The 18,356-nt window shown below is 42.1% G+C and carries 19 protein-coding genes and 1 other RNA gene; 14 read left to right on the forward strand and 6 right to left on the reverse strand.

The features are described 5' to 3' along the window. Positions 1-21 precede the first annotated feature (21 nt). Complete coding sequence (locus GLV98_RS03370) at positions 22-3,069, reverse strand: efflux RND transporter permease subunit (protein ID WP_160912089.1); 3,048 nt, start codon at positions 3,067-3,069, stop codon at positions 22-24. A 173-nt stretch (positions 3,070-3,242) separates the two neighbouring features. On the opposite strand from GLV98_RS03370, the gene GLV98_RS03375 reads away from it, so the two are divergent. From GLV98_RS03375 to GLV98_RS03405, 7 genes are all read left to right on the forward strand, one after another. Next, positions 3,243-3,653, forward strand: a complete 411-nt coding sequence (locus tag GLV98_RS03375; RefSeq protein ID WP_160912091.1) for a cytidine deaminase — start codon at positions 3,243-3,245, stop codon at positions 3,651-3,653. A 266-nt stretch (positions 3,654-3,919) separates the two neighbouring features. Continuing rightward, positions 3,920-4,606 (forward strand): spore coat protein, encoded by a 687-nt coding sequence (locus tag GLV98_RS03380; RefSeq protein WP_237417023.1) that lies wholly within the window; start codon positions 3,920-3,922, stop codon positions 4,604-4,606. Between the two features lie 88 nt (positions 4,607-4,694). Next, positions 4,695-5,258, forward strand: coding sequence for an SLOG family protein (locus tag GLV98_RS03385; protein WP_160912093.1), 564 nt, complete (start codon positions 4,695-4,697; stop codon positions 5,256-5,258). Positions 5,259-5,335: 77 nt separating this feature from the next. Then, positions 5,336-5,644 (forward strand): cell division regulator GpsB, encoded by a 309-nt coding sequence (gpsB, locus tag GLV98_RS03390; protein WP_160912095.1) that lies wholly within the window; start codon positions 5,336-5,338, stop codon positions 5,642-5,644. A gap of 95 nt (positions 5,645-5,739) precedes the next feature. Next, positions 5,740-6,114: RNase P RNA component class B (gene rnpB / locus GLV98_RS03395), an RNA gene on the forward strand. A gap of 141 nt (positions 6,115-6,255) precedes the next feature. Continuing rightward, a complete protein-coding gene (locus GLV98_RS03400) occupies positions 6,256-7,425 on the forward strand; it encodes a THUMP domain-containing class I SAM-dependent RNA methyltransferase (RefSeq protein ID WP_160912097.1) in 1,170 nt (389 codons plus the stop codon). Positions 7,426-7,497: 72 nt separating this feature from the next. Then, positions 7,498-8,964 (forward strand): carboxypeptidase M32, encoded by a 1,467-nt coding sequence (locus GLV98_RS03405; RefSeq protein WP_160912944.1) that lies wholly within the window; start codon positions 7,498-7,500, stop codon positions 8,962-8,964. Positions 8,965-9,005: 41 nt separating this feature from the next. Here the strand turns inward: GLV98_RS03405 and GLV98_RS03410 are convergent, their stop codons facing one another. Next, positions 9,006-9,560 (reverse strand): hypothetical protein, encoded by a 555-nt coding sequence (locus GLV98_RS03410; RefSeq protein WP_160912099.1) that lies wholly within the window; start codon positions 9,558-9,560, stop codon positions 9,006-9,008. Between the two features lie 124 nt (positions 9,561-9,684). Here GLV98_RS03410 and GLV98_RS03415 point away from each other — a divergent pair, with 124 nt between their 5' ends. Then, positions 9,685-10,452: an SDR family NAD(P)-dependent oxidoreductase gene (locus GLV98_RS03415; RefSeq protein WP_160912101.1), complete on the forward strand. Its 768-nt coding sequence runs from the start codon at positions 9,685-9,687 to the stop codon at positions 10,450-10,452. A 130-nt stretch (positions 10,453-10,582) separates the two neighbouring features. Here GLV98_RS03415 and GLV98_RS03420 read toward each other — a convergent pair whose 3' ends face one another. After that, positions 10,583-10,996 (reverse strand): chemotaxis protein CheX, encoded by a 414-nt coding sequence (locus GLV98_RS03420; protein WP_160912103.1) that lies wholly within the window; start codon positions 10,994-10,996, stop codon positions 10,583-10,585. A gap of 112 nt (positions 10,997-11,108) precedes the next feature. Here GLV98_RS03420 and GLV98_RS03425 point away from each other — a divergent pair, with 112 nt between their 5' ends. The 4 genes from GLV98_RS03425 to GLV98_RS03440 all read left to right on the forward strand — a co-directional run bounded on the left by GLV98_RS03425 (position 11,109) and on the right by GLV98_RS03440 (position 13,407). Beyond that, entirely contained in the window at positions 11,109-12,188 is a 1,080-nt protein-coding gene (locus GLV98_RS03425; RefSeq protein WP_160912105.1) for a type III polyketide synthase, read from the forward strand. A gap of 1 nt (position 12,189) precedes the next feature. After that, positions 12,190-12,699 (forward strand): isoprenylcysteine carboxyl methyltransferase family protein, encoded by a 510-nt coding sequence (locus GLV98_RS03430; RefSeq protein ID WP_160912107.1) that lies wholly within the window; start codon positions 12,190-12,192, stop codon positions 12,697-12,699. Between the two features lie 90 nt (positions 12,700-12,789). Further along, positions 12,790-12,963, forward strand: coding sequence for a hypothetical protein (locus GLV98_RS03435; protein ID WP_160912109.1), 174 nt, complete (start codon positions 12,790-12,792; stop codon positions 12,961-12,963). Between the two features lie 156 nt (positions 12,964-13,119). After that, positions 13,120-13,407: a DUF6123 family protein gene (locus GLV98_RS03440; RefSeq protein WP_160912111.1), complete on the forward strand. Its 288-nt coding sequence runs from the start codon at positions 13,120-13,122 to the stop codon at positions 13,405-13,407. A gap of 10 nt (positions 13,408-13,417) precedes the next feature. Here the strand turns inward: GLV98_RS03440 and GLV98_RS03445 are convergent, their stop codons facing one another. The 3 genes from GLV98_RS03445 to cspD form a co-directional block, all read right to left on the reverse strand. Beyond that, positions 13,418-13,825: a ribonuclease HI family protein gene (locus tag GLV98_RS03445; protein ID WP_160912113.1), complete on the reverse strand. Its 408-nt coding sequence runs from the start codon at positions 13,823-13,825 to the stop codon at positions 13,418-13,420. A gap of 14 nt (positions 13,826-13,839) precedes the next feature. Beyond that, complete coding sequence (locus GLV98_RS03450) at positions 13,840-14,517, reverse strand: queuosine precursor transporter (protein ID WP_160912115.1); 678 nt, start codon at positions 14,515-14,517, stop codon at positions 13,840-13,842. 699 nt (positions 14,518-15,216) lie between these two features. Continuing rightward, positions 15,217-15,417 carry a cold-shock protein CspD gene (gene cspD / locus GLV98_RS03455; RefSeq protein WP_160912117.1) on the reverse strand — a complete coding sequence of 67 codons (201 nt, stop codon included), beginning with the start codon at positions 15,415-15,417 and terminating at the stop codon, positions 15,217-15,219. 301 nt (positions 15,418-15,718) lie between these two features. Here cspD and GLV98_RS03460 point away from each other — a divergent pair, with 301 nt between their 5' ends. Further along, positions 15,719-17,389 (forward strand): formate--tetrahydrofolate ligase, encoded by a 1,671-nt coding sequence (locus tag GLV98_RS03460; RefSeq protein WP_160912118.1) that lies wholly within the window; start codon positions 15,719-15,721, stop codon positions 17,387-17,389. 107 nt (positions 17,390-17,496) lie between these two features. Further along, positions 17,497-18,351, forward strand: a complete 855-nt coding sequence (locus GLV98_RS03465; protein ID WP_160912120.1) for a DUF72 domain-containing protein — start codon at positions 17,497-17,499, stop codon at positions 18,349-18,351. The last annotated feature ends 5 nt before the right edge of the window (positions 18,352-18,356 follow it).

Here is an 18,356-nt window from a genome sequence, read left to right on the forward strand (position 1 = left end):
TAATATTATATCCGTCAATTGTTATTTTTTTGATATTAACAAATAAAACGATGGAACAAGTAAAAGCGTGAGTACTGTTGAAAAAGCGAGTCCGGATACGATCGATACCGCCAAAGGCTTGAACAGCACATCTCCTGTATAAATGATCGGTGCAAGGGCTGCAATCGATGTTAACGACGTCAGGACGATTGGACGGATCCTTGCCCTGCCTGCTTCTATAACGGCTTCTACATTACTGCTATAACGTTCACGGTTTTGCTCAATAAACTCGACAAGAATTACGGAATTCCTTACAACAATACCTGAAAGGGAGACGATGCCTAATACTGCTAAGAAACTGAGCGGTTCCCCTGAAACGAAAAGTCCTATAATGGCACCTGTCACGGCTAAGAATACGGTTCCTGTGATCAGTAAAGGCATAAGCAGGGAATTGAACTGGATCGCAATCGTCAGATAGATTAAGAACAAAACGATGACAAACAGTTTGGTTACTTCTACAAAGAACTCGGACCGTGCATCGGTTTCACCGCTTTCTACAAGCGTATAACCTTCTGGAAGGTCATTTTTAATTACGTTTATGACTTCCGATGATTTTTGAGAGAAGCTGCTTTCCATTCCCTCTTCAGGGTATGCTTCCACTGTGATCGTCCGATCTCCATCCAAGTGTGGAATCACACCAATCCGTTCGGTTGAGTCTGTCGTGATAATTTCATCAAGCGTAAGAATTTCTGGGGGGCCGCCGCCTTGACTCGCCTGCTGACTGACAACATTCAGCTCTGAAAGGGCTACACCATCCTCTACACCGTCGTCAACCATGATCTCGATCGGTAATCGTTCCACACCATTGTCAAAAGTGCCCAAAGGTATTCCGATATTTGCCAGTTGAAGTTGTGATGTGATTTGGTTGATCGCAATGTTATTTTCCGCAAGCAATGTACGATCAGCGCTGTATTCCGTGAAGGGCTGTGTCTCGGCATTGAGTGTAGCTATCTCAGCACCTTCCAGCTCACTTAACTGATCTTTTGCTTTCTCTGCCTCTGAAATCAATGTTTCAATCTCAGGACCTTGGATCTGTAACTGGACAGGTGGGGAAGGTGGTGGACCCGAAACAATGGTTTCAAGGAAAATTTCACTTTCTGGGAACTCTTCCCTTAAAGGCTCCTCCCATTCCTCAATAAAATCACTAGCACTCGTCTGGTCTCTGTCCACCCGGACGAGAACTTGACCTGTATTCTCACCTGAACGCTGCAATCCTGAACTGAATAAGTTAGGAAGGCCACTACCTGAATAAATGGCTGTTTCAGTAATGTTATCTTCAGATTCCTCTAAGAAGTCAGTTAATTCCTGCAACCTTTGTTCTGTTTCCTGAATCGTTGTCCCTTGAGAATTCTCAACAGAAATGGTGACTTCAGGACGATCAGCGGCAGGGAAGAATTCAAACGGAATCCGAATGGCCAGGGTGGCTAATAGAGCACACACAATAAGGCCAATCAAAGATGTGACGAGTGGCTTCTTCGTAGTGGTAGGAAGAACCCTGTCAGCGTAGATACGTTCTAATCGATCAAACAAACCACCGAGAAGTCCCGATTTTGCTTTTTTAGATTGCTTCCTCCGCTTTTTCCTTGCATATTGAACGGTAGGGATGAAGGTCAGTGCAATGATGGTGGATGCCAACACCGTAAAGATTAAGACCGATGGTAGGGCTCTAATGAAATCCCCGTTCGATCCCGACAGAAATGTTAAAGGCAAGAAACTGAAAATAATCATGAGTGTAGAAGTGATGATGGACTTGCCGACTTCCTTCACACCTCGGAGGGTACCTTCCATCGGGCCATCTCCGAGTTGGAACCTCCTTTGAATATTGTCATTAACAACAATAGCGTCGTCTACCAATATACCGATGGCTATAATCATTCCGATGACTGAAATCTGGTTCAAATCGACTCCAACATAAGGAAGCGGGATTAAACCGATAAGAATGGATATTGGGATCGATAAAGCAACGAGAATCGCTGACGACAATGGAAGACCCAATACCATAATGATGATGACAGCAAGAAACGAAATAGCAAAGGAAGTGATCAGGTTCGAAAAGACTTCATCAATAACCGTACTTTGTGTATAAAATCGATCGACCTTAATATCTGCAGGTAACTGTTCTGACAAAACATTAACCTTGTCTGTCAATTCTTCTTGCAGGGCACTAATGTTTACCCCTTCTTCAGTAAGTACGGTGAGGGATAGAGCAGCCTGGTCTTTAAACGTAATCAGGTCTTCGACTTCTTGGTTTGTCATTTCAATCGACCCAATGTCAGCGAGAGTGACTGGCTCTCCTTCCGAGCTATTTCCAACAAATAAACTTTCCAATTCTTCGATATCTGAATATTTTTCAAAGATGAGTTGATGGATGGTGCCATCTCTTTGTTCCGTACCAATTGGTGAAGGACCTAATTCTTCATTCAAAGAACGGATGACGGAAGACGGAGAAATTTGCAACTCATTCAATTGATCATTATCCAAACTGACGGAAACCTTTTGATCAGGTAAGCCTTTAATTAAAATGGAATCGACACCAGGTGTCTGGGTTAGTTCTGCTTTCCATTCATTTAATTCATCCCTTAAGTTATATAATTCAGCTCGCTCATCACTGTAAAGGTGATAGGAAGCAACAGCTGACATGGTCATGTCCGTGTTCACATCAGGGGATTGGACTTCGTCTGGAAAAGACCTGGATACATCTGATACGGCCTGCCTGATCTTAGCATTGGTTGTGTCTACGTCTACATCCCCGGATAGAGTAGCGGTCACTGTACCGAACCCGGTTGTGGATGCAGACGTGATCTCATCAATCCCTTCTGTGTTCAAAAGCTCTTCCTCTAAGGGGTTGATGATTGTCCGTTCCACTTCTTGAGGTGTTGCTCCCGGATAAACCGTGGAAATAGATGAGACATTTACATTAATTTCAGGAATTTCCCTTTTTGGTAGCTGTAGATAGGTGAAAATACCTGTGAAAATCAATAACAAAATAAAAATCCAAATGATTTTGTTGTAATTTAAAATTGATTTCATTTTGTTCCTCCTGACCCATATGATTTTTATGCTCTTTCAGTATAAACTTTTTTCCGACACATGTGTCAATTAAATGCTCCTCCGATGTGCTAAAGCAAAGCGAACATGAAACCGCTTTACATTTTGCCAATATTCATATATAATGACCTTCCCATGAGTAGGGAGGGATGTAAATGGAATCAAACCAACTAATCAATGAAGCTAAAAAGATAAGGGAAAAAGCTTATGTACCTTATTCGAAATTCCCCGTAGGTGCTGCTCTAGTCACAGAAGATGGAACCCTATATACGGGATGCAATATCGAAAATGCCGCCTATCCGGTTACCTGTTGTGCTGAAAGAGTGGCTATTTTTAAAGCCGTTTCTGATGGACATGATAAATTCAAGGAACTGGCGGTTGTCGCTGACACGAAAAGACCGGTTCCACCATGTGGATCTTGCCGCCAAGTCATGAGTGAATTTTTCCAGTCCAATGTTAAAATTCATACTACAAATCTGCACGGGGATACAAAAACATTTACTATGGAAGAAATTCTTCCATTCTCGTTTTCATCTGCTGATTTATCAGAAGATGATGCGAAGTAGGCAGGAAAAGGATGAGACTCTCATCCTTTTTTTATTTATCCATTTGAAGAAATCAAGTATTAGGATGAGAACTTGTTCTAACCCTACCCCTTTAGTCCAAATGCTTTAAAAAAAAGGATGCTTCTACAGGTAATTAACAAATGTCTATTCAAATGATGGGTATCTGCCATTAAGAAAGTAAAGGATATGATGATATCGCCTAGTACATTCACGCTCTTTGTGACATACGCTGATAAGGAATAAAAAGAACAAGGAGTGAAAGCACAATGCATCAACATTCTATGCAGGACTCTTGCGGCTGTGGACCTATGTCTCCGATGTCTTCTCCAGCCGGAAACCGTAGACCGATCGTCTGTCCTGTCCAAAATTGTGTAGTGGATAACTACTTCTGTGAAAACCAAGATTACATTCACCCTACGCACATTCTCGTGCGAAACAATCACACGTTGAATAACAACCACTATTTCCCATATATGGTTTCTGAGCAAAACAACTTCCGAACTCAAGACTTCGCTTTTCCTCAAGGGTCTTCACCAGACTATAACTGGATGGATTATATGAATCCTCAAGACATGGGACAAATGCCTATGGGCCAAGGACAAATGCCGATGATGAATGAAGAGGATATGGAAGAGACAGAAGATATGATGGGCCAGGGTCAAATGCCGATGATGGGCGACGGCCAGATGCCAATGATGGGTCAGGGTCAAATGCCGATGATGGGTCAGGGTCAAATGCCGATGATGGGTCAGGGTCAAATGCCGATGATGGGTGATGGTCAGATGCCAATGATGGGTCAAGGACAAATGCCGATGATGGGCCAAGGACAAATGCCAATGACAGGTCAGGGCCAAATGCCGATGATGGGCCAAGGCCAAATGCCAATGGCAGGTCAGGGTCAAATGCCGATGATGGGTCAAGGCCAAATGCCAATGATGGGCTCAGGATCATAGATAAGATGAAATAAGCCACGAAACTGTGGCTTATTTTCTTTTTTCTAGGAAACATATTAAAATGAAGGAAGGGTAAGGAGGAAGAACATTGAAAACCATTGTTGTTACGGGTTACAAACCGATGGAAATGGGTATTTTCAAGCATAATGATCCGAAAGTAGAATTTGTGAAAGAAACCATAAAAAAAAGGTTACGTTCCTACATAGAAGAAGGGTTACAATGGGTGCTCATTTCCGGACAAATGGGAGTCGAGATATGGACGGCTGAAGTTGTCCTTGATTTAAAGGAACAGTATGATGTGAAACTAGGCGTTCTTCCGCCTTTTGAAAACCAGGAAGAGCGCTGGCCTGAAGATCTTAAGCTTGTTTATGAGGAAGTAACAATGACCGCCGATTTCTACCAGCCAATCTATAATAAAGGATATGAAGGTCCATACCAATTCAAAGCAAAAGATCAATTTCTGATCGATCACTCGGATGGGTGTCTCGTACTGTTTGATGAAGATACAGAGGGTAGTCCACAATATTTCTTAAGAGGAGCGAAAAAGGCTCAAAATCAAGGGGATTATGAAATCGTCTATATTACTCCGTTAGACCTTGAAGAGACGGTAGAAGAGCTTCGGATGGCAGATCCGGATTTCTGGAGTCAGTAAATGTTCCAGATTTGAAATTGACATTTTCGTGACCTTTTGAAAAAATGGATATAATGTGTGAAACAGAGGTGAAAAAAATGAACTTAGAAGAGTATCATTTAAGCGGAAAGGATATACTTGAGAAAGACTTTAAAACGTCTATGAGAGGGTATAACCAGGAAGAAGTAGATGAGTATCTGGATTTGATCATTCAGGATTATGACCGTTTCCAACAGGAAATTGAACGTCTGCAGCAGGAAAATGATCGGTTGAAAAAAATGTCATCAAGGGAAACCGCACAGAGACAAAGGCAACCATCAACGAATAACCATCAAGTGAATTATGATATCTTAAAACGTGTGTCAAACTTAGAGAAGGCTGTTTTTGGTAATAAATACGCTGACTAGTATTCATTTTTTTCCAATGACAAGCGAGTAAGTGTCTGTTATAATGGTTTAGCACGTCTTAAGAGACGCAATGACAAATGATAATGCTCATTTGAATACTCGGGTAATCGCTGTATAGGTTTCTATACAGAGGAAAGTCCATGCTCGCACAAGCTGCGATGCTTGTAGTGTTCGTGCTTGACGAAACCATAAGTCAAGGGAGTTCTTTAGAACTTACGGCAGGGAAAATTCCTAAGTCTTTGATATGGAATGACTACCTTGAAAGTGCCACAGTGACGGAGCCGGAGTAGAAATACTTCGGGTGGAACGAGGTAAACCCCACGAGCGAGCAACCCAAATATAGGTAGGGGCACTTTTCAATGGGAATTGAACCAGAGAAGAGGCCGTTTTACGGCAGATAGATGATTGCCACCGGAGTACGAGGTTGACCACCGTTTGCAGTACAATGGCACAGAACATGGCTTACAGAGTATTCAAAGGTCGCTAATGATACAGATGACACCCTTCTGGAAAGCCTTATGCTTTTTGGAAGGGTTTTTTCTTTTGTATAACATGTATTAGTGAAGGAAAACGTTCTTGTTTGTTCATGCTACATATGAAGGAGGTTCATCATGTCGAATAAAGTTACGTTGATTGCAACGGCAGCTATGGGACTTGAAGCTATAGTTGGGAAAGAAGTTAAAGCCTTAGGATATGAAGACATACAGATTGAAAACGGAAGAGTTGTTTTTGAAGCGGACGTTTCAGCGATACCGAGAGCCAATCTCTGGCTTCGAACAGCGGATCGTGTCAAATTGTTGGTTGGAAAGTTCAAAGCCACATCATTTGATGAGCTTTTCGAAAACACGAAGGCATTGCCGTGGGAAACTTTTATAGAAGAAGACGGGGAGTTTCCTGTTGTCGGTAAATCAGTGAAATCGAAACTATACAGTGTTCCGGATTGTCAATCGATTGTTAAGAAAGCGATTGTAGAACGTTTGAAAGTTAAACATGGCATTGATTCATGGTTGAAAGAAACCGGGGCCTTTTATCGGGTGGAAGTGGCCATTCATAAGGACGAGGCGTTACTGACAATTGATACATCAGGAAGTGGCTTGCATAAACGGGGATACCGCGTAGGCCAAGGGGAAGCGCCATTAAAAGAGACATTGGCCGCAGCACTCGTACAAATTACAAATTGGACCCCTGACCAACCGTTTGTAGATCCTTTTTGTGGCTCAGGCACAATTGCAATTGAAGCGGCATTAATTGGTCAGAACATCGCCCCAGGTTTTAACAGGGAATTCGCTTCTGAGAATTGGAGTTTCATTCCACAAAAGGTTTGGGATGATGCTTTTCAAGAAGCGGAAGATGCAGCGAATTATGATCAACCACTTCAAATTTTCGGCTCAGATATTGATCCTGACTTAATTGAGATCGCGAGAAAAAATGCGATGGAAGCAGGACTTGGAGAACTAATCACTTGGAAACAAATGCAGATGAGTGATTTCAAACCGAAGCAGGAGAATGGCTACCTTGTGTCTAATCCTCCTTATGGAGAGCGTATGGGTGAGCGGGAAGAAGTGGAAGAGATGTACCGCAATCTTGGTACGATCATGCGTGATCACCCATCCTGGAGTGTGTACATTCTTACTTCTCACGAAGGATTTGAGAAACTTTACGGAAAGCCTGCCACTAAAAAACGGAAGCTCTTCAATGGCTTTATTAAAACGGATTATTATCAGTATTTCGGAAGGAAACCAAAATCGAAGCCTGACAATGGCAAAGGATTCGGTTTTTGATTCGTTTGATAAAGTTATTCATTTAGGTGAAGGGGAGAGGTAAATTTGAGTAAAACAACTGAACAGAAATTTATGGATCTCTTAAAAGAACAATCGGCTTATGGGGAAGCCATTGGGCTGATGGCTTGGGATATGAGAACAAAAGCACCACGAAAAGGAATCGAAGGGCGCTCGGAAGTAATTGGGGTCATGTCTCAAAAAGTCCATGAAATACAAACATCAGATGAAATGCGTGGATATATCGATAAGTTGAAAAACAAGGCTCAAGACCCCATTCTGAAAAGAGCGGTAGAAGAAGCGGAAGAGACGTACGATAAAACAGCAAAAATCCCTGCCAATGAGTATAGAGCTTATGTGACGCTCCAAACCCAAGCTGAATCCATGTGGGGAGAAGCTAAAAGTAACAATGACTTTGAAAGTTTCCGCCCTTATTTAGAAAAGCTGGTTGAATACAACCGCAAATTCGCGGATTACTGGGGATATGGAGATCACCGCTATGATGCTTTGTTGAATAATTATGAGCCCGGTGTGACTGTGGAAGTGCTGGATAAAGTGTTTCCAAAGGTCAGAAAAGCTCTAACTGACCTTCTCAAACAAATCAAAGAAGCCCCTAATCAACCCGATCCGACCGTCCTGCAGGGCCATTTTTCTAAAGAGCGCCAGGCTGAGTTTAGCGAAGTGATCTTGGAGCGCATGGGTTATGATTTTGAAGCGGGCCGGTTAGATGAGACGGTGCACCCTTTTGCCATCGGACTAAATACCAATGATGTCAGGGTTACAACGAAATACGACGAAAAAGATTTCCGGACAGCTGTTTTTGGAACGATTCACGAAGGTGGACATGCCCTTTATGAACAGAACATCGACCCAAAGCTTGCTTTTACACCTCTTGCTGACGGGACGAGCATGGGTATCCATGAATCACAATCCCTGTTTTGGGAGAACTTTATAGCTCGTAGTGAAGGCTTTTGGAGAAATCATTATGAGTTGTTCAAAAACTATGCTCCTGGGCACTTCCAAAACTTATCTTTGGAGAAGTTTTATCCGGCTGTCAATGAAGTAAAACCATCCCTGATTCGAATTGAAGCGGACGAGTTGACGTATTGCTTGCACATTATGGTTCGCTATGAGCTGGAAAAAGCATTGATTGCTGGTGAAATTGAAGTGAAGGATCTCCCTGAACTGTGGAATCAGAAGATGGAAGATTACCTGGGAACCACCCCTGAAAATGATTCTGAAGGAGTCCTTCAGGATATTCACTGGTCCGGTGGTGATTTCGGCTACTTTCCATCCTATGCATTAGGATATATGTATGCCGCCCAGTTGAACTCTAAAATGAGAGAAGAAATCGATGTGGATCGTTCTATTGAAGAAGGCGATTTCCATAAAATCAAGGAATGGCTGACGGAAAACGTTCATCAGTATGGAAAAATGAAAAAACCGCTGCAAATCTTAAATGACATTACTGGTGAAGGATTGAATCCTGATCATCTTATAGATTATTTAACAAATAAATATAAAAAAATCTATCAGTTTTAACATGAAAAAAGCCCGGCTGGATAAGCCGGGCTTTGTGTTATTTAAGACATTTCTTCCATCAGATCTGGAGTTGCTGGGAAGCCAGCTTCTTTAAGGATTTCATTGAATTGATCGTTGAATTCTGTGAATTTCTCTTCAGCTGCCGTAAAGTCTGCATTTTCCATGTTTTCATTTAATGCTTTCTCAACACCTTCATAATAGGCTTGAAGGGAAGGGAGTGTTTCTTCGAATTTTGTCATCACATCTTCAGGTAGATCGGCTTCAATTGTGTAATCGTCGACCATGGAAGCAGCTTCGCTTGCTGCTGTCTTTGCTTCTTCAGCTGCAGATTGAATGGCTTCTGCATCAGGTTCTTCAGCTGAGACGGCTGCTTTGTAAGCAGAAATTTGCTGTTGATATGGTTTGAATGTGTTCGTCAGAGCCATTTGAGCACTGAGCAATTCTTTCTTCACCTTTTGTTCATCATTTTCTTGATTTTCCGACGTGTCTTCTGTCTGGTTTTCTGTGTCTGCGTTTGTGCCTTCTTCCGTGTCACCATTACATCCTGCTAAAACGAGTGCCCCGGAAAGACCTAAAGCTAACAACCATTTTTTCATACAGACAACCCCCTTTTTTTCTATTCACGATTTTCATTCTATGTCAGGCTTTCCCACATGTAAAGAAATTGCAAAAATGTTATACTATACTGAAAATTCAACACTATTAATGGGGGCTTTAGCGATGCATCTACCAGACTTTAGACTAGAAAGAAAACTCGCTGTCATTACAGGAGGAACGAAAGGTATAGGTAAAGCCATCACCCTGGCTTTTGCAGAATCCGGCGCGGATGTGATTGTGATCGCAAGAAACATGAAGGACCTGGAACAAACAAAAAAAGAAGTGGAAGATCTTGGACAACAAGCATCGATCATTTGTAAGGATATTAACGATTATAAGGAAATCATCCAGGAAGTTGAGCGCGTTCGGAATGGGCGGGAGCTTGATATTTGGGTCAATAACGCAGGGATGAACATTAGAAGTGAAGCAGAACGTGTAACAGAGGAAGAGTGGGATCAGATCATATCCACAAATATGCGCAGTGCTTTCTTTCTCTCTCAATATGTGGGCCAAGTAATGAAATCCTCCAAGAAGGGAAAAATCATCAACATCTCTTCCGTCGGAGGTCACACAGCTTTACGTACGGGAGTTGTTTATGCCATGACCAAAAGCGCGTTGATCCAAATGACAAAAAACCTTGCTCTAGAATGGGGGAAATATAATATCAATGTCAATGCGATTGGTCCCTGGTATTTCCCAACCTCACTCACAGAAAGACTTTTGCAGGATGAATCCTATGTGCAGGAGATTCTTGAACGAACACCGCTGAACAGGATTGGCAAATTAGAGGAATTGAGTGGTGCCGCTGTGTTTTTAGCTTCAGACGCTGGAAATTATATGACAGGGCAGACGCTGTTTGTCGATGGAGGCATGACCATTTACGGGTTTTAATCGAAGTTTCCATTCACTAATGTGAAATCTTCCATAGCGTGATATAGCAAAAGCGCCATAAGAATATGGCGCTTTTTTATGTAATCTTTTGTTTTTCTTCGATCATTAAAATGAGTGAAAGTTGATATTCCTATTCAATGCTTAAAGGGACAATAAATCCTCTATTGAAACCTTCCATCTTTCTTAGACCTCCAATGACTGACGGCGTAGTGATCTCAATAGTCAGGTCATGCTCAGATACAATGGTGGCAAGATTTCCTGCAATCATATTCCCGAGCTCTCCAGTAAAAGAGGAAAGCATTTCACCTTCCAGGGAGAGCCCATATATCTTTTCTCCTACTATGCTGAAACTCGCTTCACTTCTCTCGATCAATAGCTTTCCTGTAAGGTCACCGGTTATTCTAATTAGAGACCGAAGCTCATCATTCAAGTGGGTTTCATTTAGAAGGGAAGGCTGTTCGGTTGTTAATTCAAATGGCATAATGCGGTGTACTGTATGAATACCCCCATTCAGAACGGTAGGAATAGAATGATATAAAGACATACGATTCTCCTCAAAAATAGATCCATTTGACACGGGGCTATCATACCGTGATGGTCATTTACAGACATAATTTCTTCTTTTTTTGTACATAGTAAAAAAAAGGAGGATGAAAATGCCATACATACTTTCTTCAGGCATTCAATGTGCTGACTATTCCTGTAATCAATCGGATGTTCAAAAGCTCGTTTATGAATTGTTCCCTCTAAAAGATCACGAGAAAAAACGGTTGATGCCTATTTTTGAACACGCCGATATTAAAGAGCGACAATTCGCTGCTCCATTAGAGTGGTTTAAAGAAAATCATGGACTAGAAGAGAGGAACCATCTATACCATACCAAAGCTTTAGATTACAGTTTACAAGCGATTCGTGCTTGTTTATCGAACCAACCTGGAGATGAATTTTCTACAGAAGACATTGATCATCTTATTTTTGTTTCTTCCACGGGCATTTCCACCCCTACCCTTGATGCTTATATTATGAATGAACTCGGTTTCAGAGAAGAAACGAAACGAACCCCCTTGTTCGGACTAGGATGTGCAGGAGGAACAAGCGGTGTCGCAAAGGCTTATGAATGGCTTCTAGGCCACCCTGATCAAAATGTGCTTGTCATTTGCGCAGAACTTTGCAGCTTGACCTTTCAAGCCGAGGATGCCAGAGTGAGCAATTTCGTCGGGACAGCTTTATTTGGTGACGGAGCTTCCGCTGTTTTAGTGGCGGGGAATGAATCCTCCTTATTGAAGAAAAAGAAACACCCCCTTCCGAAAATCATCAATTCAAGTTCTAGAACAAAAGCCCACAGTACAGACGTCATGGGGTGGAGGGTTGTAGATACAGGTTTTGAAGTAATTTTCAATAAAAGCATCCCTCGGTTAGTCAAGGAATTTTGGAGTGTACATGCAGAAGAAATCGTACGCAGTAATGGATGGCTGATTAAAGACCTGCCTTTTATAGTCGCTCATCCTGGTGGTAGAAAAGTGTTGGAAGCTTACGAGGAAGTATTCAATTTGAAGGAGGATGCTTTAGAGATCCCAAGAAAGGTGTTGTCCTCTCATGGGAATATGTCTTCCCCAACTGTACATTTCGTATTGCATGAAGTCTTAAAGACGCAACATGAAAAAGGGACGAAATCGATTATGACTTCCCTTGGACCTGGGTTTAGTTCAGAAATTGTAAGTTTGGAGTGGGAATAGAATGGAAATCTTTTTATGGATGATTTTAGCTTTTTTAATCTTTCAGCGGCTGGGCGAACTTGCTCTAGCTAATCGGAATCGTAAGTGGATGGTGGAAAGGGGAGCGAAAGAATGGGGGCAAGGACACTATTTCCTATTCATTCTTTTGCACAGCTCATTTTTTGTATGTATCATTGCAGAGTTTGTGTGGACTCCATATGTTCAGCAACCATTTTTTTCAGTGGCGCTGGCAGGATTTTTCGTGTTGCAGGTTCTCAGAATCGCCTGCATTCGGACATTAGGAAAACGATGGAATACGAGGATTCTCGTATTACCCGATGAAGAACCTATCCGAAAAGGGATCTACCGGTTTGTGAAACACCCAAATTATGTGATCGTCTTCTTTGAGTTGATGGTCATTCCTGTATTGTTTCATGCGTATTTAACGGCACTGATTTTCCCTTTCCTACATTTGCTTGTCCTCACAGTGAGAATTCCTGCGGAGGAAAGGGCATTACAAGAAAGAATATAAATGTTTCAAAAACATTGCTCATTTCTTGGATGTCTGTTAATATTCTATTTAGAAATGAAATTCATTTTCAATTAGAAAGGTGAGAACAAAATGGTGATTTTCATATTGTTAACGGTCGCCGTTTACAGTAGTCTGATGATTTTCGTATTAGCTAAGTTGGGAAGCGTACCTGCTCAAACCGTCATGAATGTGTTCAGAATGAAAAACCAAAGTTCTCATTTCTACCATAAAAATAGATACGAACGGACCATTTCAGCCAGGTGAATGCACCTGGCTTTTCTCATGTTTGGAATTCTTGTTAAGAGGACAAAATTTTCGTGAAAAATTCAGGTCGTAGTGCCGATAACCTCAATTTTTTTGTTATGATATAGAAAAATGTCGAAAATACATAGACATGACGGAAAAGGTTAGGAGAGTATTATGGATAGAAACACGTTAGCTTACTTCTTAGAAGATCTTTGGAGTAAGGGATTCAAATTGAGTGATGAAGACGTACAATTTATATATTTTGGAAATAACTCTTCTAATGCTCCGGAGTGGAAAACCATTATAGCTGTAAATATGACTTTGAAAATTCAACAGTCTTTTGATCCCAGTTTTTTCATTAGTATTTTAGAACTTATTTCAAACTCATCCATCACTAGTAAAAGAAAGGCCTATGAATCCATCGAAAAGCAGCTTTCCATTGCCAGGACCACATACGAATAGAAAACCCAGATCATTGCTGATCTGGGTTTTGTTTCGTTTGCAGACACTCTCTTGCCAGGCGATCTGCATTCTTATTTTGTTTGTCAGGTATCCATTTATAAAAAACATAGGAAAAGTTCTCTTCAAGGTTCATGATCTTTTCAAACAATGGAAGGAATTTCTCATTTTTCGTGTATCGTTTATCCATGGTATCTACGGCGATTTTTGAATCTGACCGGATCGAAATGATTTCTCCTGAATACTTCTCCTTGCAAATTTGCAAAGCATGGATGATAGCTAAGAACTCCGCCTCATGATTCGTCCATGTCCCTAAATAGAATTGATATTCTTCTGTTTTTTGGTTTTGCTTTATGACCACTCCTGCAGCACTAGCCCCCGGGTCTCCACTGCAAGCAGCGTCTGTGTACACTTCTAACATGGCTCATGACCTCCTCATTCAGAATGCGGCATTTTTTTTGCCATATAAAAGAATGGTGTATCCAAAGCTGCCACGATGAATTTAATGATATACGTGGTTATGAAAATCTCAAGCCAAATTTCGAAAGGATACAAACCGAAAAATGCAATGAAACAAAAAATGCTCGTATCTAACAATTGACTGATCATTGTACTCCCATTGTTCCTGATCCATAGCGCACGATCAGACGGGAAGAGCTTTTTTAGTTTAGCATATAGCCATACATCAAAATACTGGCTGACGATATAAGCTAGCATGCTTCCGAGTGCGATTCTTGGAACAAGACCAAATAAAGCCTGCAACGCTGGTTGAGCGATGTCGTTTTGACCAGGATTGAAAAGAATGGCGAACTGCATGATGATCGTCATAATGATCAATGTGGAAAAGCCCATCCAAACAGCTTTTCTGGCTTCTTTTTTTCCATATTTCTCGTTAAGGATATCTGTGGCTAGGAAGGCTGTTCCATATACAATATTTCCAAGAGTCGCATTCAAGCCGAACATCTCTACGGTCTTGACTACTTGGATATTGGCAAGGACAGTGGACATTCCGATCCATACAAATAAACCGGATTTTCCGAAGAACCGATAAACGCCAATTAATAATGCGAAATTGATTAGTGCAAATAATACCCATAGGATTTCGTTACTCATCGTTTTTCCTCCTTAGTTTTGGTATCGCGGGAGTTCCCGAACCGCGGGTAAATAGAACCAACAGCGATCCATTATACGATGGTACGACCCATTTGACAAGAACCATTTCTCTTATTCAATATTATGGCAGGATTGTGGAAAACTCAGTTTCGAAACTTTTGTTGGAGTTTAGGGGCTCCGGGAAAAGGTTCGCTTTCCGTAGGCGAGTGATGAGCCTCCTCGAGCTAACGCTCTGCGGTGTCTCATCTACTACGCCTTCCCAAAGGAGTCTCACCGTTTCCCTCCGCCCGTTTACCAAATGAGGTTCTCGAAATCCCTCTTATAGTAACCAGCCTAGTTGTGTTGTGAAATCCTGCTAAATCTGCGTCGATATAGGATTCTCAACCATAAAAGCTCTTTTTACTGGAAGGTAGTTTCGAGAATCTCTTCCGGCAAGTGGGCGGAGGGGAATGGCGAGACTCCTGCGGGAAAAAAGTGCATGGTGAGACCCCACAGGACGTAGTCCGAGGAGGCTCACCGCGCTCCCGCGGAAAGCGAGCCATTCCCCGTAGCCCCCATCCACTCAACAAAAGTCTTGAAACTGAGTCTTCAAGAATAGGGAGCTAATCTTGAATATTGATTGGGAGAGTTATGAGGCTTGTTAGTCGTTAGAGGAAAAGAAAAAGCAATCTCCGGGGAGATTGCTTTTTGATGATACATCTATTCTTTCACAACGTTCGCAGCTTGTGGGCCGCGGTCGCCTTCTACGATTTCGAAAGTAACAGCTTGACCTTCTTCTAGAGATTTGAAGCCTTCTTCCTCGATAGCAGAGAAGTGTACGAATACGTCGTTTCCACCCTCAACTTGAATGAAACCGTAACCTTTTTCTGCGTTGAACCATTTGACTGTACCATTTTGCATGATTTGTTCCTCCTAAATCTTGCACGTAAAACGTGGAAATTACAAATATCAGACCGAAAAAACCTCATAGAAGGCCGGAACAATAAATTCCGAAGCACTTCTATGAGGAGTTACCTGTCATTTATGTTTCCGATCGTGTTATTTGCTTACCCCAAATATATCGCATGAAAAAAGAAGCGTCAACATTCTGACTCTAATAAATTACAACAACTTGAAACCGCTTCCCGGGATGGAATACTATAACTCATAACGAGAGTCAGGTACAATGAGAGAAGATACATAAGGAAAGGAAAGATTCTCAATGAAATCCGATATAGAAATTGCATTGGAAGCTAATATGAAACCTATCCATCAGATAGCTGAACAGTTGAACATATCAGAGGAAGACTGGGAACCTTATGGACATTATAAGGCTAAGTTGTCGGACCAACTGTTGAATAAACTTTCTGATCGCAAAAAAGGAAAGATCATCTTAACGACATCGATCAACCCGACACCTGCAGGCGAAGGGAAGTCCACAGTAACGGTTGGTTTGGGACAAGCCTTGAACAGGCTGAATCAACGTGCTGTGATTGCACTCAGAGAGCCTTCCCTAGGACCCACGATGGGTATTAAAGGGGGGGCAGCGGGCGGAGGATACTCCCAAGTGGTCCCGATGCAGGAAATCAATCTGCATTTCACCGGGGATATCCATGCCATTACATCAGCGAACAACGCACTTTCTGCTTTTATCGACAATCATATTCATCAAGGAAATGAACTCAACATCGATCCGCGAAGAATTTCATGGAAGCGTGTGATGGATTTAAATGACAGAGCTTTGAGGGAAGTGATCGTCGGTCTTGGTGGTCCTGTGAAAGGAGTTCCGAGAGAAGATGGTTTCAACATCACGGTTGCATCAGAAGTGATGGCCATTCTTTGTTTAGCGAAAGACCTCACGGATATGAAACAGAGACTAGCTGAGATTGTCATTGGATACACCTATGACAAAAAACCAGTTCAAGTGAAACAACTAGGAGTGGAAGGGGCTTTGACACTCCTTTTGAAGGATGCGATCAAACCAAACCTTGTCCAGACTCTTGAGAATACTCCAGCGATTATTCATGGCGGACCATTTGCGAATATTGCTCACGGATGTAACAGTGTGATGGCCACAAACTTAGCTGCAAAACTTGGAGACTATGTGGTAACAGAAGCTGGTTTCGGAGCCGATCTTGGAGCAGAGAAGTTTTTGGATATTAAAACGAGAGCAGGCGACCTTGAACCTGATGCCGTCGTTATTGTAGCTACGATCAGGGCATTAAAAATGCATGGTGGTTTGGAGAAAGGTTTGCTGGAAAGTGAAAACGTGGAAGCATTAAAGGATGGGGTCGGAAATTTGAAAAAGCACATGGAAACCATCCAGCAGTATGGACTTCCTTTTGTTGTGGCGATCAACCAGTTCCCTTCAGATACAGAGCAGGAAATTGAGTATCTCACTCAATGGTGTGAAGAACAAGGGGTGGAGGTATCCCTTACAAACGTCTTTGCCGAAGGGGGTAAAGGTGGCATCGATCTGGCAGAAAAAGTGATGAGTGTTTGTGAAAAGAAAACCACGCCTATGAAATATATTTACGAAATGGAAGACTCTATTGAAGAAAAGATCGGTAAAATTGTGACGAACGTTTATGGAGCTGAAGGTGTTGATTTTTCATCGAAAGCTGAGAAGCAGATTCGTCAACTGATAGAACTCGGATTTGGAGAGCTCCCTGTTTGTATGGCTAAAACTCAATATTCCTTATCCGATGATCCTAAAAAGCTTGGGCGTCCGCAAAACTTCAGGGTAACCGTCAGAGAGATATATCCATCGGTAGGTGCCGGTTTCCTTGTCGCTTTAACGGGAGACGTTATGACCATGCCAGGATTGCCTAAACAACCTGCTGCTTTGCGGATGGATGTAGATGACAAGGGTGTCATCCATGGTTTATTCTGATGCAAGGTTGGACAATGATCTGCTATAATCATTCAAGTCGCGCATTTATTTATGGTGTTGAGTATGAAACAGAAGAAACGGTTAATTGAAGGTAAGGGGGACTTAAGGTGACAATTCGCATTGGTTTGACTGGATGGGGAGACCATCCCGCCCTTTATTCGGACCGGACAAGGTCAGAGGAGAAATTATCCGCTTATGCTTCTCACTTTCCTGTGGTTGAAGTAGATACGGCCTTTTATGCCATCCAACCCGTTACCCGTTATGAAAAATGGCTGAAGGAAACGCCTGAGTCCTTTTCATTTGTTATTAAAGCATTTCAACAGTTAACAGGTCATGATAGGGAATCAAGGACGGTTCAGGAAGCAAAGGATTTGATGAAGCGTTATGAAGAATCGATCCAGCCCGTTTGGGAAAACGGACAAGTGAACGCACTTCTATTTCAATTTCCACCGTGGTTTGATGTGCGGAAAGAGAATATAAGAAAACTGCGTTATATCCGGGAATGGATGGAAGATTATCCACTGGCCCTGGAGTTCAGAAACCGTTCATGGTTCGATCCTTCGTATTATGAACAAACGCTATCTTTCATGAAAAATCAGCAATGGATCCACAGCATTTGTGACGAACCGCAAGCAGGAGAAGGTTCTGTGCCACGTGTACTTGTACCTACCCATCCTGAAAAGACATTGGTCCGTTTTCATGGCCGAAATATTCACGGTTGGAACAAAAATGGCCGTAAAGACTGGCGAAGCGTCCGCTTTTTGTATAGGTACAATGAGGAAGAATTGCAGGAGTGGAAAGAACAAGCGTTGAAGCTCGAAAAAATGACACCTGAAGTCACTCTTCTGTTTAATAACAATTCAGGTGGCGATGCCGCAGATAATGCGAAGGAAATGCAGGAGCTTCTGGATATTAAGTATGAAGACCTTAATCCACGACAAATGGACCTTTTCAACTTTTAGGAGGA

The organism is Halobacillus litoralis, from assembly GCF_009856415.1.
GTDB classification, from domain to species: Bacteria; Bacillota; Bacilli; order Bacillales; family Halobacillaceae; genus Halobacillus; species Halobacillus litoralis_C.

Excerpts from the sequence above, each read along its gene's own strand:
- GLV98_RS03460 (WP_160912118.1), top strand. The coding sequence starts at position 15,719 with ATGAAATCCGATATAGAAATTGCATTGGAAGCTAATATGAAACCTATC.
- GLV98_RS03370 (WP_160912089.1), bottom strand. The coding sequence starts at position 3,069 with ATGAAATCAATTTTAAATTACAACAAAATCATTTGGATTTTTATTTTG.
- GLV98_RS03400 (WP_160912097.1), top strand. The coding sequence starts at position 6,256 with ATGTCGAATAAAGTTACGTTGATTGCAACGGCAGCTATGGGACTTGAA.
- GLV98_RS03435 (WP_160912109.1), top strand. The coding sequence starts at position 12,790 with ATGGTGATTTTCATATTGTTAACGGTCGCCGTTTACAGTAGTCTGATG.
- cspD (WP_160912117.1), bottom strand. The coding sequence starts at position 15,417 with ATGCAAAATGGTACAGTCAAATGGTTCAACGCAGAAAAAGGTTACGGT.
- GLV98_RS03420 (WP_160912103.1), bottom strand. The coding sequence starts at position 10,996 with ATGTCTTTATATCATTCTATTCCTACCGTTCTGAATGGGGGTATTCAT.
- GLV98_RS03380 (WP_237417023.1), top strand. The coding sequence starts at position 3,920 with ATGCATCAACATTCTATGCAGGACTCTTGCGGCTGTGGACCTATGTCT.
- GLV98_RS03410 (WP_160912099.1), bottom strand. The coding sequence starts at position 9,560 with ATGAAAAAATGGTTGTTAGCTTTAGGTCTTTCCGGGGCACTCGTTTTA.
- GLV98_RS03450 (WP_160912115.1), bottom strand. The coding sequence starts at position 14,517 with ATGAGTAACGAAATCCTATGGGTATTATTTGCACTAATCAATTTCGCA.
- GLV98_RS03415 (WP_160912101.1), top strand. The coding sequence starts at position 9,685 with ATGCATCTACCAGACTTTAGACTAGAAAGAAAACTCGCTGTCATTACA.
- GLV98_RS03440 (WP_160912111.1), top strand. The coding sequence starts at position 13,120 with ATGGATAGAAACACGTTAGCTTACTTCTTAGAAGATCTTTGGAGTAAG.
- GLV98_RS03430 (WP_160912107.1), top strand. The coding sequence starts at position 12,190 with ATGGAAATCTTTTTATGGATGATTTTAGCTTTTTTAATCTTTCAGCGG.
- gpsB (WP_160912095.1), top strand. The coding sequence starts at position 5,336 with ATGAACTTAGAAGAGTATCATTTAAGCGGAAAGGATATACTTGAGAAA.
- GLV98_RS03445 (WP_160912113.1), bottom strand. The coding sequence starts at position 13,825 with ATGTTAGAAGTGTACACAGACGCTGCTTGCAGTGGAGACCCGGGGGCT.
- GLV98_RS03375 (WP_160912091.1), top strand. The coding sequence starts at position 3,243 with ATGGAATCAAACCAACTAATCAATGAAGCTAAAAAGATAAGGGAAAAA.
- GLV98_RS03405 (WP_160912944.1), top strand. The coding sequence starts at position 7,498 with ATGGATCTCTTAAAAGAACAATCGGCTTATGGGGAAGCCATTGGGCTG.
- GLV98_RS03425 (WP_160912105.1), top strand. The coding sequence starts at position 11,109 with ATGCCATACATACTTTCTTCAGGCATTCAATGTGCTGACTATTCCTGT.